Below are 19,115 nucleotides of genomic sequence, written 5' to 3'. Positions count from 1 at the left end.
CTATTTATTATCCTCACATCTAGCCCTGATCAATCGAAGAAATATCACGATTTAGTGCTGATACCCATTCGCTGGCTTTCTACAAAGTCTAATCGAACTATGTGAATTTTGAGGAAGCACTTCTACTCGTTATTTTGCAAAAATTGAAATTTTCCAATAGGTTCATGAACCTATTTTTCAATGAAAATTAAAATGTTTTATAAATTATTAAATTTTATAGATATATCTTGTGTTTTATTTATGAACTAGACTTTTGGTGAACATAAGTTAAATGGAGTACCTAAGACTGTAGCCTACGCAACCTCAGTTGGTGCTACAGCTCGACATCGTGAATCCCAGTAAAATTATATTCACGATGCCGAGTACGCTAATGAACATAATATACGTTATGCCGAAATCTACGCGCGCAGCCTATCGATGTGATGATCTAACTTTATAAAAAACTGTTTGAGCTGATCTATTTCTTTATCGTTGTCTAATTCTGAATTTTGTAGTTGTTCTAGCACGGTCTCCAGTAGATCGCGCATGTACACATAGTCCGCCTTGGTTAAAACACCCTTTGATCTGTCATAGCTTCCAGTTTTGTGCAAATGTGGGTTTACACGCATAAATCTTTACTAGCATCTTATTTATGCCTGATCTTTAGAATACCAACTTCGGTACTTATCTAAGAAGAAATAAGTTGTTCAGGTGATTTAAAACTAAAATAAACCTTTGGATTTTCAATAGCTAATGTTTCTAAAGTCTCAGCAAACGAAGCGTAGAAATGCACTTTTATGAATGTCTCCTGCTATTTCAGCACACATCAATATTAATTACGCTTAAATTCCAACCCTCTCATTTTTCAACCAACTCAGGTTATAATGATAGCCTCCCAAAATATGGTTAATCTATTATGAACGCCTCCAATGACCCTCTACACGGCAAAAAACTTATTGACATTTTAGATGAATTATTAGATTACTACGGTGGCTTTGAAGGCTTAAGTCGTAAAATTGAAATTAGATGTTTTTGCATAGATCCAAGTGTTAAGTCATCATTACGATTTTTACGTTCAACACCATGGGCACGTGAAAAAGTAGAAAGCTTATATTTGTATGTCTTACGCCAAAAAGCCAAACAGAAATCGTAACTTTCAAAACCCCAACCTCAGCCTATATTTTATACCAAACAGTAAACTAAAATTATTGAATAGACACTGATTTTGTAGACATTTTTTAATTAGTGGTGGACTACCAAGACTCTCCTAGAAAAATCTAGTCTATACCGCTATGGTTTATTTAAAAACTTATTTTCTATCTTTACTAGGCTGTATGATCAAAATCATACTGGCACTCAACACTGTAAATTTAAGAATGAATCTGTACGTACAGACTCACTCCCTATCGCTAAAGATATTAGAAATAGCTACATAGAATTTATTTCTAGCTTATTCAAATTTGTCGTTCAAATTAGACTTTACTACGGATGAACAATAATTTTTACTGCAGACTCATTATTATGAATCAGCGTTTCAAAGCCTTTAGAAACCAGATCATCTAATGCAATACGTTGGGTAATAAAAGGTTCTAGATTAATCTTACCTTGCTCTACTAAACGGATAGTTTCCTGATGATCATTTACATAAGCAATCGTGCCACGAATATCTAGCTCTTTCATCACCACACTATGTACATTAATTGTGGCAGGATGGCTCCAAATAGAAACGATAACGACTACACCAGTTGGTTTCATTGCTGCAACGAGTGTATCCATGACTTTATTGACACTACTACATTCAAAAGCGACATCTACACCGCGGTCTTCTGTAATTTTCATTACCTCAGCAACTACATCAACCTGAGATGGGTCTAGTACATAATCGGCAACACCCGCTTCTATCGCTTTTTCTTTACGTTTTGCACTCAGTTCAGTAATGATGACCGTGAGACCTTTAGCCTTTAAAATAGCAGATAAAAGTAAGCCTATTGGGCCTGCTCCACCAACCAGTGCGATATCGCCAGCTTTTGCGCCACTTCTGACATAGGCATGATGACCGACAGATAAAGGTTCTATCAATGCTGCTTGGTCTAAAGGAATATCATTTGAAATAGGATGTACCCAACGCCGCTGAACTGCAATTTTTTCAGAAAGACCACCACCGCGTCCGCCTAAACCAATAAAGTTCATATTTTTTGATAAATGATACTTATCATTCGGGCCAGTCGGTACATCATCTGCAATAATGTAGGGTTCAACGACGACATGTTGTCCAATTTGGATATCGTCTACCCCCTCACCAACTGCATAAACTACGCCTGAAAATTCATGTCCCATTGTTACAGGTGCAGATTCTCCCGAAATTGGATGTGGATGACCACAAGGTGGAATAAAAATAGGGCCTTCCATGAATTCATGTAAATCTGTACCGCAAATACCGCACCATGCAACTTGAATTCCAACTGTGCCTGGAAGTACTTTCGGTTCAGGGATATCTTCAATTCGAATATCCCCTCGATCATAAAAACGAGCTGCTTTCATTGTGTATTCCTTATGTTGATATTAACGGTAAACCATTCCACCATCTGTCAAAATAGACTGACCTGTAATATAGTTTGCATCCTCGCTGGCTAAAAATGCAACTAATGCAGCCACGTCATCTGGTGTTTCAGCACGTCCTAAAGCAATACCATCTACATATTTTTTATACGTTTGACCAATTGGTGCACCTGTAATTTCAGAGAACCGCTGATCTATTTCGACCCACATGTCTGTCCCAACAACACCCGGACAATAGCTATTTACAGTAATTTTAGCACTGGCATATTCTTTAGCCGCAGCTTGCGTCAATGCACGAACTGCAAATTTAGTTGCCGAATAAACACCGAGTAAAGCAAAACCTTCATGACCTGCGATTGAGCATGCATTAATAATTTTTCCAGCCTGTTGGCGTTGTTTAAATTTATTTGCTGCGGCTTGAATCCCCCAAAGTACACCACCGACATTGATGTTCATAATTTGGTTAAATTCACTCGGCGTTACTTCTGCCAAAGCTTTGACTTGTGCAATACCTGCATTATTAATCATGATATCAAAACCATTAAGTGTCGATTCTGCATGATTAATAGCGTCACTGATTTGTATTGGATCTGAAATATCCGCAATAAATGTGGTGGCTTTTACGCCAAAGGCTTCAACCTCTTGTTGAACAGTATTTAACTTTTCTTGGTGAAGATCGACCAATCCAATATGAACACCTTCTTGTGCTAAACGTAAGGCAATACCGCGTCCAATACCTTGTGCCGCACCCGTAATTAATGCAACTTTATTGTTTAAACCTCTAGGCATGTTGCGACTCCTTAAATATGGATTGCACGTTGCATCGCCGACAAGACCGACTCATGCATCGCCTCAGATAAAGTAGGATGAGGGAAAATGACCTGTGCTAAGCTTTCATCGGTTGCTTCTAGATATTTTGCGATCGCAAAACCTTGGATGTGTTCGGTGACTTCATGCCCAACCATGTGAGCACCCAACAATTCACCTGTTTCCTGACTAAAAATGGTTTTAACAAATCCTGCGCTATCGCCCAAAGCCAATGCCTTACCATTGGCTTGCAAAGGAAACTTACCCACATTGATATTCAAGCCCGCAGCTTTCGCTTTCTGTTCTGTCAAACCAATACTGGCTACTTGCGGATGGGTAAAGATACAGCCCGGAATTTGTGTACGATCTAAAGCATGTACATGACTTAGGCCTGCAATTTTCTCCACACAAAGAATGGCTTCATGACTGGCTTTGTGTGCCAAACACGGTGCGCCTGCGACATCACCAATTGCATAAATGCCCACTACATTGGTTTTACACCATGAGTCGACTTTAATAAAACCATCCTCAAATTCAATTCCCAAAGCTTCTAGGCCAAGATTTTCAGCATTCGGTTTCACGCCAATAGCTGAAAGCACCTTTTCAACAGTAATGATTTGTACACCTGTGGCAGTTTCAATATGACAATGTACTTGAGCCTGATCAGTTTCTATTTTTTTTACAGTCGCTTCAGTTAAAACCTGCATACCCTGCTGTTCAAATTGCTTTTGTACATACTTCGCAACTTCAATGTCTTCGCTAGGAAGAATCTGCTTTGCAATATCAACCAAGGTGACTTGGCAGCCTAAGTCTTGGTATAGGCTTGCAAACTCACTGCCTATAGCACCCGAACCAATGACCAGTAAAGATTTTGGTAATTGTTCTGGAACTAAAGCCTCTTTATAACTCCAGACCTGATGGCCATCTACAGGAATATGAGGCAAATTGGCCGCACGTGCACCTGTTGCGACAATAATATGCGGTGCAGAAATCTGCTGTTTTTGACCATTCGCATCTGTAAGCTCTAATTGCTCTTTGGCAATAAACTGGGCTGTTGCGTTAAAAACAGTGATTTGATTTTTTTTCAATAATTGACCGATACCTTGCACCAGTTGCTCAGAAACCTGTCTGCTATGATGGACCAGTTTTTGAATGTCAAAATCAATCGCGTTAAGCGTAAAGCCAAACTGCCCTGCATGTTTGAACTGCTGCGCAAGCGCAGCCCCGCTCAATAATGCCTTGGTTGGAATGCATCCCCAATTAAGACATACTCCGCCTAAGTGTTGTTTCTCAACGATTGCAGTTTTTAATCCCAGTTGCGCTGCGCGAATCGCAGCGACATATCCTCCAGGACCAGCACCAATAACCACAAGATCAAATTGTGTATCTGACATGACTATTCCTCCTACACCAAAATTAATGCAGGATTTTCGACAAACTGCTTAAATGCCGATAAGAATTGAGCACCCAACGCACCATCAATGACACGATGATCACAAGACAATGTTGCGGTCACCATTTCACGAACAACAATCTCATCATTTTCAACGACAGCACGTTTCTCTGCTGCACCTAAGGCTAGAATTGCACCTTGAGGCGGGTTAATAATGGCATCAAACTGTTGAATACCAAGCATGCCCAAATTGGAAATACTGAAACTGCCCCCTTGAAACTCATCAGGTGCCAATTTTCCAGTTTTGGCACGTGTTGCCAGATCACGCATATCATTGGAAATTTGCGCCAAAGATTTACGGTTCGCTGCTTTAATAATTGGCGTGATCAGTCCATTTTCGATGGCTACAGCAACCGAAATATCAGCCTGTTCAAACTGTAAAATCTGCTGATTATCTTCATCAAACTGAACATTAACTTGTGGAACTTTAATCAGTGCAGCAGCAGCAGCTTTAATCAGCATATCGTTAATGGACAGTTTGACTTGCGGTACAGTACTGTTAATATGCTGACGCAAAGCCTGAACCGACTCAACATTTAAGTCTATCGTTAAGCGAAAATGTGGTGCATTGCGTTTTGCCGCTTGTAGCCGTGCAGCGATTGCTTTACGCATACCATTCATAGCTACGGTGGTGAATTTTGCTGACTCTGTTGGATGCGCATACTCAGTATGTTGAGCTTGTACAGGATTTTCCCGTTGATATACAGCTTCAACATCTTCCTTACAGACTCGTCCACGTGAACCTGATGCACGACAATCATGCAAATTAATGCCCCATTGTTTTGCCAAACGGCGGGCAACAGGTGTCGCTAGAACATCACTGTCATCTGCTTTAGATTTCGCGGCTTTCGTGCTGGCTTGATGGCGTACATCTGGCCAAGAACCACCAGCAGCTTGAACTGCGGCCTGAATATCTTGAACACTGATACGGCCTTCACATCCAGAACCCGTAATCTGAGCCAAGTTTACATTATGCTTTTCAGCCAATTTCAAGGCATGTGGCGTTGCAAAAATATCATCGCTTTGTTGGTAGCCTTGTAATTCATCAGGAATAGAATATCCGCCTTGAGTCACCGCTTTTGATCCATTACCAACACTATTCTGTTTAGGAGCAGCTTGTACTTTGGTTTCAACTTGAGCCACATCGACTTTTTCAGGAACCGCTGCTACCGCTTTATTTTCAGTTACAGCAGGTGTTCCACCTAAAGACTGTGCAAATGCTTCAACTTCTGCATCGGAAACTTGAGCGTCTGCACAAATTGCAATGATTCCACCTACGACCAGTGTGTCACCATCGTTAGCAATAATTTTTCGTAGCAGGCCATCAAAAGGTGCCTCCAATACATTGACGATTTTTGTGGTTTCAATTTCACAAATTTCCTGTCCTTTACTAAATTGGGTACCTTCCTGAATCAGCCATTGGGCAATCGTACCCTCTTCCATGGACAAACCCCATTTTGGGATTTCTAAAGTTTTAATTTCGCTCATCCTAAGCCTCCAACGTCTTGCGTACAGCCTGTTCGATGCGATCTACACTAGGTAGCCATTCTTTTTCTAGTACTGGTGAAAATGGTACGGGTGAGTGTGGTGGAGTGAACCGTACCAGGTTTGTCGGAGACTTTTTTATTTAAGTTAGGCCACCTGACCTAACGGGTTAATCTTATCATAGTACATTGCTTCAAACTCAAAAGGCGATACATAACCCAGTGCACTGTGTACACGCTTTTTATTGAACCAATCTACCCAGTTTAGTGTCGCAAGTTGTACATCTGCTAAACCTTGCCAATCTGCTTTTAAATATTCAATCACCTCTGTTTTGTATAAGCCATTCACCGTTTCAGCCAGAGCATTATCGTATGAATCACCAGTTGTACCGACTGATGCTCGTAAATTTGCAGCTTCTAAACGATTGGTATAGCGAATAGAAAGATATTGAACACCTCTATCTGAATGATGAATCACATTCTTAGGCATACCTCGATCGTGCAATGCTTGCTCCAATGCATCGAGCACCATATCTGTATTCATCCGTGTAGATACTTTCCATCCAACAATTGCTCGTGAGAACACATCAATAACAAATGCGGTATATACCCAGCCTGAATGAGTTTGAATATACGTAAAGTCACCCACCCATAGTTGGTTTGGATGATCAGCATTAAAATTACGTTTCACTAAATCATCTGCCCGTTTTTGGTCATCTCGGCTACGGGTGGTTTGTTTATTCTTACCTCGCCAAACACCTTGTATACCTAGCTTTTTCATTAATCGAGCAACTGTACAACGTGCAATAACATAACCCTCACGTTTTAATTTTTGCCAAACTTTACGTACACCATATCGACCTAAACTTTCTTTCCAAATACGTTTGATTTGCTCTGCATGATGTAAATCATGCAGAGCACGTTTCGCTCGATGTTCTGGATTGTCAGCGAGATCTAAAGTTCGGTAATAGGTTGAAGCTGCGATCGGTAAAATCCTACAAATCGCATCAACACCATATCGATCTTTATTGTTATGGATAAAATCCACCATTATTTGTGTGGGCGGTCGAGCTCCGCCTGGGCGAAAAAAGCGGCTGCTTTACGTAGAATCTCATTGGCGCGTTGCAGTTCTTTATTTTCGCGTTCGAGTTGTTTGATACGTTCTTGGTCTGAAAGCTGCTGTACTTTAACTGGATTTTGTTTATCTAAATATTTTTGATACCAAACACGTAGTGTTTCAGGAGTACAACCGATTTTAGGAGCAATAGCTGTGATTGCTGCCCAAGTAGAAGGATAATCTTTTTCAGATTCAATTAGTAATTGAACCGCTCTTTCTCTGATTTCAGGGGTATATTTTAATTTTGTCATCGGGATAGTCTCTCAGAATATTGACTCTCCGACAAACCCGGTACGGTTCAGAGTGACTAATTCGATTGGTGCTTTAAGATAATGAAAGCCTTTCTGGGCGATAAGCGCAGCCACATCATGTCCAAAACCACAACGTGCTGCTGATTCATCTACAATCACCACACGACCTGTTGAAGCTACTGACTCTAAAATGCCATCTTCATCTAATGGTGAAATGGTTCTAGGGTCAACCACTTCAACCGAAATGCCTTCTTTTGCGAGCTTATCAGCGACTTCATTGGCACGATGCACCATCAAACTTAAGGCAATAATGGTGATATCTGTGCCTTCACGGGTGTAATTTGCGATACCAAAAGGAATAGTGTAGGACTCATCTGGCACTTCGCCCTTAATGTCGTACAACAACTTGTGTTCACAAAAGACTACTGGGTCGTCATCTCGAATGGCTTGAATCAACAACCCTTTTACATCATAGGCACTTGAAGGCACCACCACTTTTAAACCAGGCACTGAGGCAAACACGTTATATGGCGACTGAGAATGCTGCGCTGCTGCGGAAAAACCTGCACCAATCATGCCACGTACAACGAGTGGCGCTTTGGCTTTGCCGCCAAACATGTAGCGAAATTTAGCTGCTTGGTTATACAGCATGTCATAACACACGCCGTAAAAATCCATAAACATTAAATCTGCCACAGGTCTTAAACCCGTTGCAGCAGCACCTGCCGCCATACCAATAATCGCTGATTCTGTAATTGGAGTATCAATGACTCGTTCAGAACCAAATTCAGTCCATAAACCTTTGGTTACACCAAGTACACCGCCAAAACCTTCCAGTTTATTGTCATCCGTATTTTTACCACCATGCCCACCACGAACATCTTCACCAACCACAATGACACTTGGGTCTCGGCGCATTTCTAATTCAATTGCTTCTTTAATCGCGTTTCGATAACTTTTATTTGGCATTTTTCTACTATTCCTTTAGTAAGAGACGTAAACATCAGTAAGTAACTGAGAGACTTCTGGGTACTTAGCTGCGCGTGCTTTTGCAACGGCATCATCTACATTGGCTTTAGATTGGGCATCAATCGCATCCAGTTTGGCTTCGTCAATTTTGCCTTTGACTTTTTCACGGAATATTTTCAATGGGTCTTTATGTTCTTTGACATAATCCAGTTCCTCTTTAGAACGGATAAGCCCCGGATCACCTTCAAAATGTCCATAAAAACGGTTGGTTACCGTTTCAATCACACTCGGACCTTCACCACAGCGGGCACGTTCAATGGCTTTTTGTGCAACTTCATACACAGCAAAAAAGTCTGTTCCATCTACTTTTTCAGCAGGTAAGCCAAAACCTGCCGCTCGACCTGCAATGTCTTTACTGCCTACGGCATAGTCATGTGCAGTACCTTCACCAAAACCGTTATTTTCAAAAACAAAAATGACAGGGAGCTTTAACACGACAGCCATATTAATGGCTTCAAAAGTTAAGCCCTGATTTGACCCGCCATCACCGGTAAATGATAGACCAATCCCACCATTTTTCAGTGTTTTAGCACTTAAAGCTGCCCCAATAGCCAAAGGTGGACCACCACCCACAATACCGTTTGCACCGAGCATGCCTTTATCTAAGTCCGCAATGTGCATTGAGCCGCCTTTACCACGACACAAACCATCATCTTTGCCAAAAATTTCTAACATCATGGCGTGAATGTCACAGCCCTTAGCAATACAATGTCCATGACCACGATGCGTTGATGTAATGAAGTCCTTGTCTGTTAAATTTTCACAGATCCCTACGGCAATAGCTTCCTCACCGCTATATAAATGGATGAAACCGGGAATATCACCTGTATTATTTTCATCGTGAAGTCGATCCTCAAATTCACGAATGTCGCGCATTCTTTTGTATGCTGCTAGCAATTGCTCTTCCGTTAATTGCATATCTTTGTTCCTTATTAACTACGCTTAAAAGAAAATCCAAAAATTAATGGTTGGATTTTTAAACCGTATATTTATATAAATATATTTTTATTTAATTTCATATTAGACTAAAAAAATATAATGCATTAAGAGATGGTAAAAATATTAAAAACAGAAGGTTATGAACTTAAAAATTTTTTAAAATTTTACAATAGTTCAATCACATATGAAAACAAACCTTTAACCAACCTTTATTTTATATGATAAGTTTTTTGCACTGTTTTAATATTGTTAAAGCACCTAAAAGAGCTTATTTAATATCGGGATCTATATTAATTATTTTAAATGATGGAGTGTTTGTAATGGATTTAAATAACACAGTATTAACTGGAAAAAAGCTACGTGGCGCTGAAAAAATGGCGCGTATTCCAATTAAAGTTGTTCCAACAGAAACGACACCGAAAAAGCCAGAATGGATTCGGACTAAAATTAGTCAACCTGAGGAAGTTCAAATCATTAAGGATTTATTACGACAACAGAAACTACATACGGTTTGTGAAGAAGCGGCCTGCCCTAATTTGCCACAATGCTTTAGCGGAGGGACTGCAACGTTTATGATCATGGGAGATATTTGTACTCGCCGCTGTCCATTCTGTGATGTCGCACATGGTCGTCCTAATATCCTAGATCCTAATGAGCCAAAGCATCTGGCTGAAACAGTCAAGAATCTAAACTTAAAGTATGTCGTGATTACTTCTGTTGATCGAGACGACTTAAAAGATGGTGGTGCACAGCATTTTGCAGATTGCATTCGAGAAATTCGTCAAACCAGTCCAGAAACTCTGATAGAAATTTTGGTTCCTGATTTTCGTGGTCGTGCAGATATTGCCCTGAAGATTCTGAGCCAAAACCCACCCGATGTTTTTAATCATAATATTGAAACCGTTCCACGTCTGTATAAAGCCATGCGACCAGGCGCTGACTATAAGCACTCATTGGATTTACTCAAAAAATTTAAACACTACTGTTCTGAAATTCCAACGAAATGTGGTTTGATGGTAGGTTTAGGAGAAGTCGAGGCTGAGGTTATTGTGTTATTAAATGATTTGAAAGATTATCAAGTGGACTATGTCACAATCGGTCAATACTTACAGCCATCTAAATCTCATGCGCCAATTCATCGTTTTGTTACGTTGCAAGAGTTTAAGCATTATCAAACACATGGAGAGCGCTTAGCGTTTAAAAATATTTGGAGTGCGCCATTAGTACGATCAAGTTATTTTGCAGACCGTCAGTATCATGGTGAAGCTGTGCCTAGCCCTTACATGAGCGAATGAATTTTCATCCTATTTACGTTTATTAACATTTCAGATGGAAATAGCCATTTTCAGCTCATAAGAACACTTTTAAAGTAACTCAAGGACTGGTAAAGCCAAAAGATATGATTTAACCAAGCAAAGATAAAAGCATTTAAAATTGAAGCAAGAAGAAATGACGTAAATGACTATAAATTTGGAAACTCATTTCTAAAATTTAAAAATATTACAGTCTGATCATAAAGGAATATGATATGAACCTGTTCAATACCGCATCTGCAAAAAATCTGCAAACAACCCATTTAATTAATCAAACTACTGTGCATGCAGCCCCTGTTTTGGCTTTGCCACAAGAAGATAAAACTTCTTTATTTCGCCGCTCTATCCAACATAATTATGCCGACTTACTCAAAATAGCTGATGATTCAGACATGGCGATTGGTCTCACAGATCATCAAGGTACTCTCTTATGGACATGGAGTAGTTCTGTAATGCTTTCTTCTGCCGAACAGGTTCATTTTATTGAGGGTGGGCATTGGTCTACACAGGCTGTTGGGACCAATGCGATAGGTATGACTTTAAACAGCCAAATATCAAGTTGTGTCTATTCTCATGAAAACCAAATGGACAGTGTTCGAGATTGGGTTTGTTATGCCGCGCCGATCTGGGATCCGACATCAGGGCAATTTCATGGCATTATTAACCTTTCCACAAAATATAAAAAACATACTCCTTTGGGGCTGCTTGCAGTTGAACGCTGTGCGGATTTAATACAACGAGCCATAAAGTTTGAACAGCAGAATTTTTTATACATTAAGGCGCTAGGCTCGCCTTGGGTTCAATTTAATGGGCATACCTTGAACTTGAGTCACCGTCAAATTGAAATACTTTGCATTTTAGCTTTGCACCCCCATGGCATTGGTTTAGACGAATTACACTATGCCCTTTATGGTGAACGTAATGTTAGTATAAAAACACTCAAAGCTGAGCTTTCACAACTTCGTAGCCTGCTTCCGCATTGCATTGAGGCTCGCATTTATAGGCTTAGCTGTGAAGTCCAATGTGATTTTTTACGTGCTGAACAATCATTAAATGCAAATCTTATTTCCAGTACATTCTCGCTATACAAAGGTAGCTTTCTCTCTAAATCAGAAAGCCCTTTACTCAGCACTTGGAGACATTGTTTTGATGCCCGTTTGAGCCAGTTGATCTATCAAATAAAGGATATCGATCAATTATTAAGAATTATTGGGCAAATACATGACCGAATTGATGCGGTACAGCGTTTATTAGAGTTATTACCACAGGACAGTATCCACCGTAATTATTTTTCAAATCTGATTTAGATTTGATCTGTTGCTTCAACTCGGCTTTGTTGCACAAATACCTAAAACTATGATTTTATTATATTTATTTTCTATTAAAATTTGGTAAACCCCTTAAAAATCAGTACCTTGCAAAATATTTATGCAACAAAGCCTATAGCCTGACCATTTTTTCCATAGTGTCCTGCGTAGATGGTCAAAATAGCTTCAATATTAAGTTTTCAATCACTAAATGGCTGAATAACCTTGTGAACGATATGTTCATGTGTCGGTACGAGGCCGGCTTTTAAGCCAAGTGGTTTAAACACCTTATCTAATACGACCTGAGTCAGTTGACCTTTGTCCTGTTCAATGTCGGTTAAAGTACGCCGACTGATTCCAACCATTGCTGCATATTTTTCTTGAGATAGCCCCAATACATTTTTACGCAAGTGGCTCAGCAGTTGCCCCAAGGTAATTTTACCGAATAAATATTGGGTATATAAACCAATAAGCAATTGTTGACGGTCAAGTGGCTGATTTTCCTGTTTCATAATAGCTCCCATCGACTCAATTTGGCTTCAATAAAGTCATATCCTAGACCAGGCATCTCTATAATCGTTTGGGGAACACCTTTATTGATTAATTGCTGCTTGAGACCAATAAGTTTGCTCGCCAATGTTTTCAATGTACTTAAAGAGATATGTGGTTCACACCAGTGTGCAAGATTTTGTGTAATACCTTCCCAGCGGTATTCCCCTCCTTCTTCATACGGGCTTCCCCATGTTGTTGATCTTGTCACAACTTCTGGATCGGCTTTCATCGGGGCAAAATCATAAATTGGAGCAAGAAATATTCGTCCTGATTTTTTTAGGAATGACGTATTACGACCGTGATTATCTGAATTACCAAAAATGATATTCAGTAGATCCCTTTGTAACCACTCACAAACGAACTGCGAAGAATCAAAGTTTTTGTCCACCGATTTTAATAAGGAACAAAGCGCGTCTATGACTTCAAAATGATTCAAATGGCTCCCTGATGTTTTATTCAATACGGAATAAACTGACTCAAGCCCGAGTCGATGCCATTGTTGATTACGCCACTCTGTGTCAAATCTCGGCAACCATAACGAAGGGTATTTCTGACCTTCAATCAGTTTCATCTGAGAAGTTTCAATTGTTGTAAATCCAAGTTCATTCAGGACATGATAAAAATGATATTCTGCTCTCAATATGTCGCAATCTATTGCACTACGCTTATTTCGAGGGAATTTAACTAGATAGTGCTGATCCGGTTCATCAAAAGAATTTTGATAGGTATCAATCCAAACTTGCTGATCCTTTGAGACGCGAATCAGTAGTTTTGGAGCCTCACCTCCTGCTCCAGTTGCACCACCACTAATTGCACCCATTTGTTGTGCGTATTCGAGAAAATCAACACTTCGTTCTGTAACATCACCAGTAGTGAACTTGCGTAAGTGCAATGTTGATTCTGAATTGATTGGTGGAACTGATTCCTTAACTCTTAGATTCCCTACAGGAGCAATTGTACCTTTTGCCAATAAAGTGAAATCTTGTTCTGCTGATGAGAGTTTTTGCAGACCTAGATATTGAACCAAATAACGTCGAGCAGCCCCAGATGGAACAATATCATCTAAAAAACTAAACCAGACTTTCGATTCATGTTGAATAAGAATTTGAACAGGAAGCGCTAAACTACATGCATGTTCATCTCTCTTATCTAGATAAGAAATGGCATATTCTAATTCGTAGGCTAACTCACACGCACTTGCAGAACCTTTGTGTGGTTCTAATATTTTAAGGTCTGCTATATCTAGCCATTCTGTATCGAGAAGAGCTTGAATCGTTAATTTTTCCATAAATATTAATGAGCAAATATTTTCTCAAAAATACCATAAAACTAAAAAAATGAGAATATATTTGCGCATTCACATAATAATTTAAATTAAATGAGCAAATATTTGCTCAATCAATAGCTAAAACTTCTTTCCATACTACAAATATAGAGCTCGTCCAAATCTGTAAGCAATTACCGAGCTACTTTTAAATGCAATACACCTAAAGCTAGATGCTATGATTAAGCACTGTTTATTATCTAATTTTCTCATGACGAATACATTTTCTGACAACAATCAAATTGAAGTAGTTTCTTCTTTTTCTGAACTTGTAAATTCCAAATTTCAAGGAGAAATGAATGCACTTTGCTGGCATAGAAATTTGGTTGGGGATTTTAAAGAAATTGTGGCTAAACTCGAATTAAAAGAAAATATTACAGAAGTTTCGATTGAAGATCTTTTAGCATTACAACTTTCAGAAAAAGGAAATTTAGCAAGGGAAATCATTTTAAAAGATATACAGCTCTTAACTGATTTCGGTGCATCTCCTGCTCTTAATTTACTAAAATGTTATGAGCGAGATGACGAGCTAGACTTTATTTCCACAGGTGTATATTCGTTTCATGTTGATCGCTCACCGATTGAAACAGATACTTTCCTCTGCACTTATCACGGCGCTGCAAGTGATATCGTACCCAATGATCAGGTGGAGCAAAAGATTCTAATTCCCGAGATCAGAGAAAAACTTAAAAAATTACATGATGGCCCTGAAGCTGAATTTGAAACCTTTCTAGAAGAATATTTTTTTGATCTGCATTATCAGCCTAAACTGAATGCAAAACCTGTGAATTTAGGCTTAGGCCATCTTTGTCGTTTGGCGGTAGATCATCCTATGCAAAAAGTCTTGCCTTGTGTACATAGAGCACCCGTTGAAAAGGATGGCGAATATAGATTACTGTTGATTTGTTAAACATTTATTCGATACAGAGTCGATGAATTTAATCTATTTATAGACGGTAAAAAAGCACCTTAAATTTTAAGGTGCTTAGCTGAAAAGCGTTACTATGCGATTTCACCATTATTGGGTTTAGTAATCCCAAAAAATGCGTTGGATTTCCTTGGCATCTTTTGTTTTTGTTAAAGCAAGTGCAGCCAGTAATTTAGCTTTTTGCGGGTTAAGATCATGTGCGACGACCCAACCATATTTGTCATCTGGTTGTTCTGCATTTCTAAGAACAAAACCTTGAGGTACGCGAGATGAACGAATAATTTGCACACCTTGTTTTTGTAAGTCAGTTAAAGTTGGGACAATATAATTGGCTACCGAGCCATTCCCTGTACCTGCATGAATAATAGCCTTTGCCCCTGCTTTAGCATAAGCCGTGTATGCATCTGGCAACATATTGCCTGAACCATAAACAATTTGTACCAGCGGTAAACTATCACCTTTAATATTTTCAATATTAAATTCGGAGCTCTTATTATGACGTTTCGCCGTGTTTCTGAACCAATATGGTTTTCCTTCAACTAAGGTTCCAAGCGCACCCCATTGGCTCATAAATGCATTGGTATGGATATTAATTGTTTTTGAAACATCTCGTGCTGCAAAAATGTCGTCATTCATGAGTACAAAAGTTCCTTTACCTTTTGCACTATCGTCGGCCGCAAGTGCAACCGCGCTATAAAGGTTCAACGGGCCATCAGCAGAAAGTGCAGTACTTGGACGCATTGACCCGACCAATACAATCGGCTTGTCTGAATGAATCACTAAATTTAAAAAGAAAGCTGTTTCTTCTAAGGTGTCTGTTCCATGTGTAATCACGACACCGTTCACATCAGGCTTTTTAAGCAAGTCATTGACTTGACGTGCAAGAGATAATAATTCTTTATCCGTAATACTTTCTGATGCAACTTGCATTGCCTGCACACCAGTTACATTGGCAATGTTTTGCATCTGGGGAACCGCATTTAGTAATGCATCTACAGGAACTTTTGCCGCAGTATAAGTTGCACTATTGGTAGAGCTTGCACCAGCACCTGCAATCGTTCCACCAGTAGCGACAACAACAACATTATTTTTGGCAAATGCTACACATGGGAGTAATAGGCTTAAACTGAGTGTCAAAGCTGAAATCGTTTTTTTCATAGGTCATCCTTTTTGAGTCATTTTATTCTTAGCATTTTTCATACCATATTATAAAATTACTTGAAAAAGATCGGATTGTATAGGTGTAGAAATTGTATTTTTGGGCCATCACATTTCTTATCTTAAATACAAATAAGCAGCTACAACATGAATGATCTGACCTATGCAATCATCCAATCACTATGAATGGGTGATATTTCCGCCCACTTTCGACTAGCTCAAGTGGGGGTATTCTAAAAGCAAAGGCTCTTAGGTGACTTCCTCACGGATTTCGCTTGTTTTCTACTTCATAGGTCGACCTTTAATGTATCTTCCTCCCACAGACAAAACGGTACATCCTACCGCTAAAATGTTGCGAGAAGCGTTTATATCCGCATTCTCGCTAAAGCCACACTCAACACAGTTAAAGTTTGCCTGTATGCCTTTATTTAAAACTATTTATTAGAAGTTCACAGTCCATGAAAATTGTGCTGTACGTGGTGTGCCCAGAAATAAATAGTCATCCCCGAAGAAGCTTCCTGCATCTCGCCAATATTTTTTATTGAACAAATTATCAACATTCAGACGAAGCATATTGTCATAACCATAAGCACGGAAGTTATAGGCTGCACCCGCATCGAATACGGTATAGCCTGAAACTTTAACCGTACCCGTTTTGTTAGCATATTTACTACTACTGTATTGCATACCTGCGAGTAGACGTAAACCTTCTACTTGAGGCATTTGATAAGACACATGACTAGCAAAACGAACCGTCGGTACGTTTTGAGTTTGATGCCCTTTATAAGCATCTACTTGTACATCTTCCAAACGTGAACGAGTCAGAGCCAAAGTCGATATCATATCCAGATTTTCCGCAACGCGACCTTGCAAGCCCAATTCCAAACCTAGGTTATGCTGTTCACCATCGGTGACATAGTAGTTGTCTAAGTTGGTATATTGATGGTCTTGTGTTAAGTCAAACAACGCGGCAGTAATCAGTAGCTCTTGCCATTGCTGTTTAAGACCTAATTCATATTGAGTTGAACGTCTTGGTGCTAAGGTAACATAAGCATTATCTGTATATGCAGGCGCTTGACTGCCGTCGCTGATTCCTTTTGCATACGAAACATACAGATGAGTGTTCTGCCAAGGCTGATACATCAACGCGAGCTGTGGTAAGAAGCGATTAAAGTCGGTGTCACGGATACTGTTGCCATCCGCAGCATAGGCACTTTCATTTAAATGTAAAAGCTTACCGCCCAGCAAAACTGACCATGCATCATTAAATTCGATTTGATCCAACAGATTGAGGGCTGTTTGTTGACTATCCAAAGATTTGTAATGATTACCTAAGGCTTTATCCGTAGGTGTATAGCTAATAGGATCATCATAAATATTTCCTGTAGATTCAGAGTCCTTAACTACTGGTAAGTATATAGCATCATATTGAGTATGGCGTTTATAAGCATGGGATAGCTCTAAACTCAGGTTATGTTGCCATGCTCCAGTGTTAAACTTTCCGTTTAAGCCTGTTTTAAATTGATTGGTTAAATAGCTATCATCTGGGCTGCGGAAGTCATAAATGTCATAGTTCCCATTTTGGTCAAAACTATTACCTAGACCAGAAGTTTGACACACACTGCTGTAACACCCCCAAACAAAGGCTGAGTAATCATCTACAACCACACGACTTTGTGAAGCAGACAGATTGCCGCTCCAGTTATCATTGATTTGATAGCTGTATTTTAAACTCGTATTTAGACTTTCATTGGTGATAGGTTTGCTCCAGCTTTGATAGCCCAGTAAACGATCCCATTTCACTCCTGTCGGTACAGTTTTACCATCAAGTAGCTGATAGCCCGGTACTGAACGCTGTTTTTGACGCTGTGATTCAAGATCAAATTCAAGTTTTGAACGATCTGAAATTTTCCAGTCTAAAGCCAAGGAACCAAACAAACGTTTTCCATCAGCATGTTCAACATAGGGGTGAATATCTTCATAAGCTGCATTCACACGATAACCAAACTGTTGATTGTCCCCAAACCATCCACCAAGGTCAGTCGCCACACGACTACCGCCATGACTATCTGCATCAAGGGTCAAAGATTGGACATCTTTGGGGCGTTTGCTCACATAGTTCACTACTCCGCCCGGCGTTGACATCCCACTTTGAATCGCACTCATGCCTTTTAGGATTTCAACTTGTTCTTTATTTTCAAACGCTACATTTTGCTCACCGCGTAGCAAATTACCGTTCAGTAAATAACTTGATCCCGCATTTAAGCTAAATCCACGCATCACAAAGTTGGCATAGTAACCAATGGGTGCATAGCCATCCCCAACGGACGCATCGTTCTTTACCACATCGCCCAGTGTTTTCGCATGTTGATCTGCGATCAGTTCAGCAGTAACGGTGTGAATAGATGCAGGAATGGCTGCAAGGTTTTGCTGACCAAACCCAGACAAATTAACCTTAGGTTGATAATAAGCCAATTGTTCAGTTTGAGCAGTGGTTGTAATGGTTGCAAGTTGTTCCACATCACTCTCTTCTGCCGCATGTACCCATACCGAGTTCAGCCCTAGACATGAAAATGAACCAACCGCCAATAATGCTTTTTGTAAACGAGAAAATGGATACGTTTTCACTGTCGTTGCTAACCCCAAAAGATAAATTTACAGCCTGAATTTTGCGGCATGAGTATTCACAATTTTTGTAGAATGAACAAGCACATTATTAAACATATCTCAGCTTTTTTTAAATTATCTGGCGATAGCTTTGAGTGTGAAGATTTAGAAATTGAGTTTATAGTTTAACCACATGCTTTTAAATTATAACGTTGATCTGCGTTCCATATCTTCAGTCGTATTTGATACAGCATATGGTATTGGGACTTTAGCTGACTTGAAGCAGTGTATTGTGGATTGCGGATTGG

14 protein-coding genes, 3 pseudogenes and 1 other annotated feature are annotated in these 19,115 nt (G+C 39.6%); of the genes and pseudogenes, 4 read left to right on the top strand and 13 right to left on the bottom strand.

Annotated elements, in window-relative coordinates; translation table 11 throughout:
• Positions 1 to 895: 895 nt before the first annotated feature.
• On the top strand, positions 896 to 1,132 hold the full coding sequence (locus tag AC4CVD_RS07950; RefSeq protein WP_078389303.1) for a VF530 family protein: 237 nt from the start codon (positions 896 to 898) through the stop codon (positions 1,130 to 1,132).
• 329 nt (positions 1,133 to 1,461) lie between these two features.
• On the opposite strand, the gene AC4CVD_RS07945 is transcribed toward AC4CVD_RS07950, so the two are convergent.
• From AC4CVD_RS07945 to AC4CVD_RS07910, 8 genes and pseudogenes are all read right to left on the bottom strand, one after another.
• A complete protein-coding gene (locus tag AC4CVD_RS07945) occupies positions 1,462 to 2,520 on the bottom strand; it encodes a 2,3-butanediol dehydrogenase (RefSeq protein WP_078389304.1) in 1,059 nt (352 codons plus the stop codon).
• A gap of 21 nt (positions 2,521 to 2,541) precedes the next feature.
• Positions 2,542 to 3,327: an acetoin reductase gene (locus AC4CVD_RS07940; RefSeq protein ID WP_075166716.1), complete on the bottom strand. Its 786-nt coding sequence runs from the start codon at positions 3,325 to 3,327 to the stop codon at positions 2,542 to 2,544.
• Between the two features lie 11 nt (positions 3,328 to 3,338).
• Positions 3,339 to 4,739, bottom strand: a complete 1,401-nt coding sequence (gene lpdA, locus AC4CVD_RS07935; protein ID WP_078389305.1) for a dihydrolipoyl dehydrogenase — start codon at positions 4,737 to 4,739, stop codon at positions 3,339 to 3,341.
• A gap of 11 nt (positions 4,740 to 4,750) precedes the next feature.
• On the bottom strand, positions 4,751 to 6,286 hold the full coding sequence (locus AC4CVD_RS07930; RefSeq protein ID WP_490752779.1) for a dihydrolipoamide acetyltransferase family protein: 1,536 nt from the start codon (positions 6,284 to 6,286) through the stop codon (positions 4,751 to 4,753).
• A 1-nt stretch (position 6,287) separates the two neighbouring features.
• Positions 6,288 to 6,419, bottom strand: a pseudogene (locus AC4CVD_RS07925) (alpha-ketoacid dehydrogenase subunit beta); the annotation flags it as partial.
• 11 nt (positions 6,420 to 6,430) lie between these two features.
• Positions 6,431 to 7,650 (bottom strand): IS3 family transposase gene (locus AC4CVD_RS07920; protein ID WP_490752047.1). Its coding sequence is split into 2 segments (ribosomal slippage): positions 6,431 to 7,374 and positions 7,374 to 7,650, totalling 1,221 coding nucleotides; the frame shifts between segments, so codons are not numbered across the junction.
• Positions 7,259 to 7,375 (bottom strand) — a sequence feature (AL1L pseudoknot). Its footprint overlaps the gene before it by 117 nt.
• A gap of 51 nt (positions 7,651 to 7,701) precedes the next feature.
• A pseudogene (locus AC4CVD_RS07915) lies at positions 7,702 to 8,619 on the bottom strand (alpha-ketoacid dehydrogenase subunit beta); the annotation flags it as partial.
• 15 nt (positions 8,620 to 8,634) lie between these two features.
• A complete protein-coding gene (locus AC4CVD_RS07910) occupies positions 8,635 to 9,597 on the bottom strand; it encodes a thiamine pyrophosphate-dependent dehydrogenase E1 component subunit alpha (RefSeq protein WP_201951455.1) in 963 nt (320 codons plus the stop codon).
• A 341-nt stretch (positions 9,598 to 9,938) separates the two neighbouring features.
• Between AC4CVD_RS07910 and lipA the strand changes: the two genes are divergently transcribed.
• Entirely contained in the window at positions 9,939 to 10,913 is a 975-nt protein-coding gene (gene lipA / locus AC4CVD_RS07905; RefSeq protein ID WP_004979608.1) for a lipoyl synthase, read from the top strand.
• A 233-nt stretch (positions 10,914 to 11,146) separates the two neighbouring features.
• Complete coding sequence (locus AC4CVD_RS07900; protein WP_490752776.1) at positions 11,147 to 12,238, top strand: transcriptional regulator; 1,092 nt, start codon at positions 11,147 to 11,149, stop codon at positions 12,236 to 12,238.
• Positions 12,239 to 12,438: 200 nt separating this feature from the next.
• On the opposite strand, the gene AC4CVD_RS07895 is transcribed toward AC4CVD_RS07900, so the two are convergent.
• Both AC4CVD_RS07895 and AC4CVD_RS07890 read right to left on the bottom strand, forming a co-directional pair.
• Positions 12,439 to 12,750 (bottom strand): helix-turn-helix domain-containing protein, encoded by a 312-nt coding sequence (locus tag AC4CVD_RS07895; protein ID WP_201951452.1) that lies wholly within the window; start codon positions 12,748 to 12,750, stop codon positions 12,439 to 12,441.
• Positions 12,747 to 14,078: a type II toxin-antitoxin system HipA family toxin gene (locus AC4CVD_RS07890; RefSeq protein ID WP_125280062.1), complete on the bottom strand. Its 1,332-nt coding sequence runs from the start codon at positions 14,076 to 14,078 to the stop codon at positions 12,747 to 12,749. The genes AC4CVD_RS07895 and AC4CVD_RS07890 overlap by 4 nt, the downstream gene beginning before the upstream one ends.
• 247 nt (positions 14,079 to 14,325) lie before the next feature.
• Between AC4CVD_RS07890 and AC4CVD_RS07885 the strand changes: the two genes are divergently transcribed.
• Complete coding sequence (locus AC4CVD_RS07885; protein ID WP_490752774.1) at positions 14,326 to 15,024, top strand: DUF1826 domain-containing protein; 699 nt, start codon at positions 14,326 to 14,328, stop codon at positions 15,022 to 15,024.
• A gap of 117 nt (positions 15,025 to 15,141) precedes the next feature.
• On the opposite strand, the gene AC4CVD_RS07880 is transcribed toward AC4CVD_RS07885, so the two are convergent.
• The 3 genes and pseudogenes from AC4CVD_RS07880 to AC4CVD_RS07870 form a co-directional block, all read right to left on the bottom strand.
• Positions 15,142 to 16,200, bottom strand: a complete 1,059-nt coding sequence (locus AC4CVD_RS07880) for an asparaginase (RefSeq protein ID WP_201951447.1) — start codon at positions 16,198 to 16,200, stop codon at positions 15,142 to 15,144.
• A 282-nt stretch (positions 16,201 to 16,482) separates the two neighbouring features.
• Positions 16,483 to 16,629: pseudogene (locus tag AC4CVD_RS07875) on the bottom strand (zinc ribbon domain-containing protein); the annotation flags it as partial.
• 12 nt (positions 16,630 to 16,641) lie between these two features.
• Positions 16,642 to 18,828, bottom strand: coding sequence for a TonB-dependent siderophore receptor (locus AC4CVD_RS07870; protein WP_490752771.1), 2,187 nt, complete (start codon positions 18,826 to 18,828; stop codon positions 16,642 to 16,644).
• Positions 18,829 to 19,115 lie beyond the last annotated feature (287 nt).

This window comes from Acinetobacter sp. LipI_23, assembly GCF_058243045.1.
Note: the sequence above shows the minus strand (reverse complement) of the source record. Positions and strands in the feature narration are given on the sequence as shown.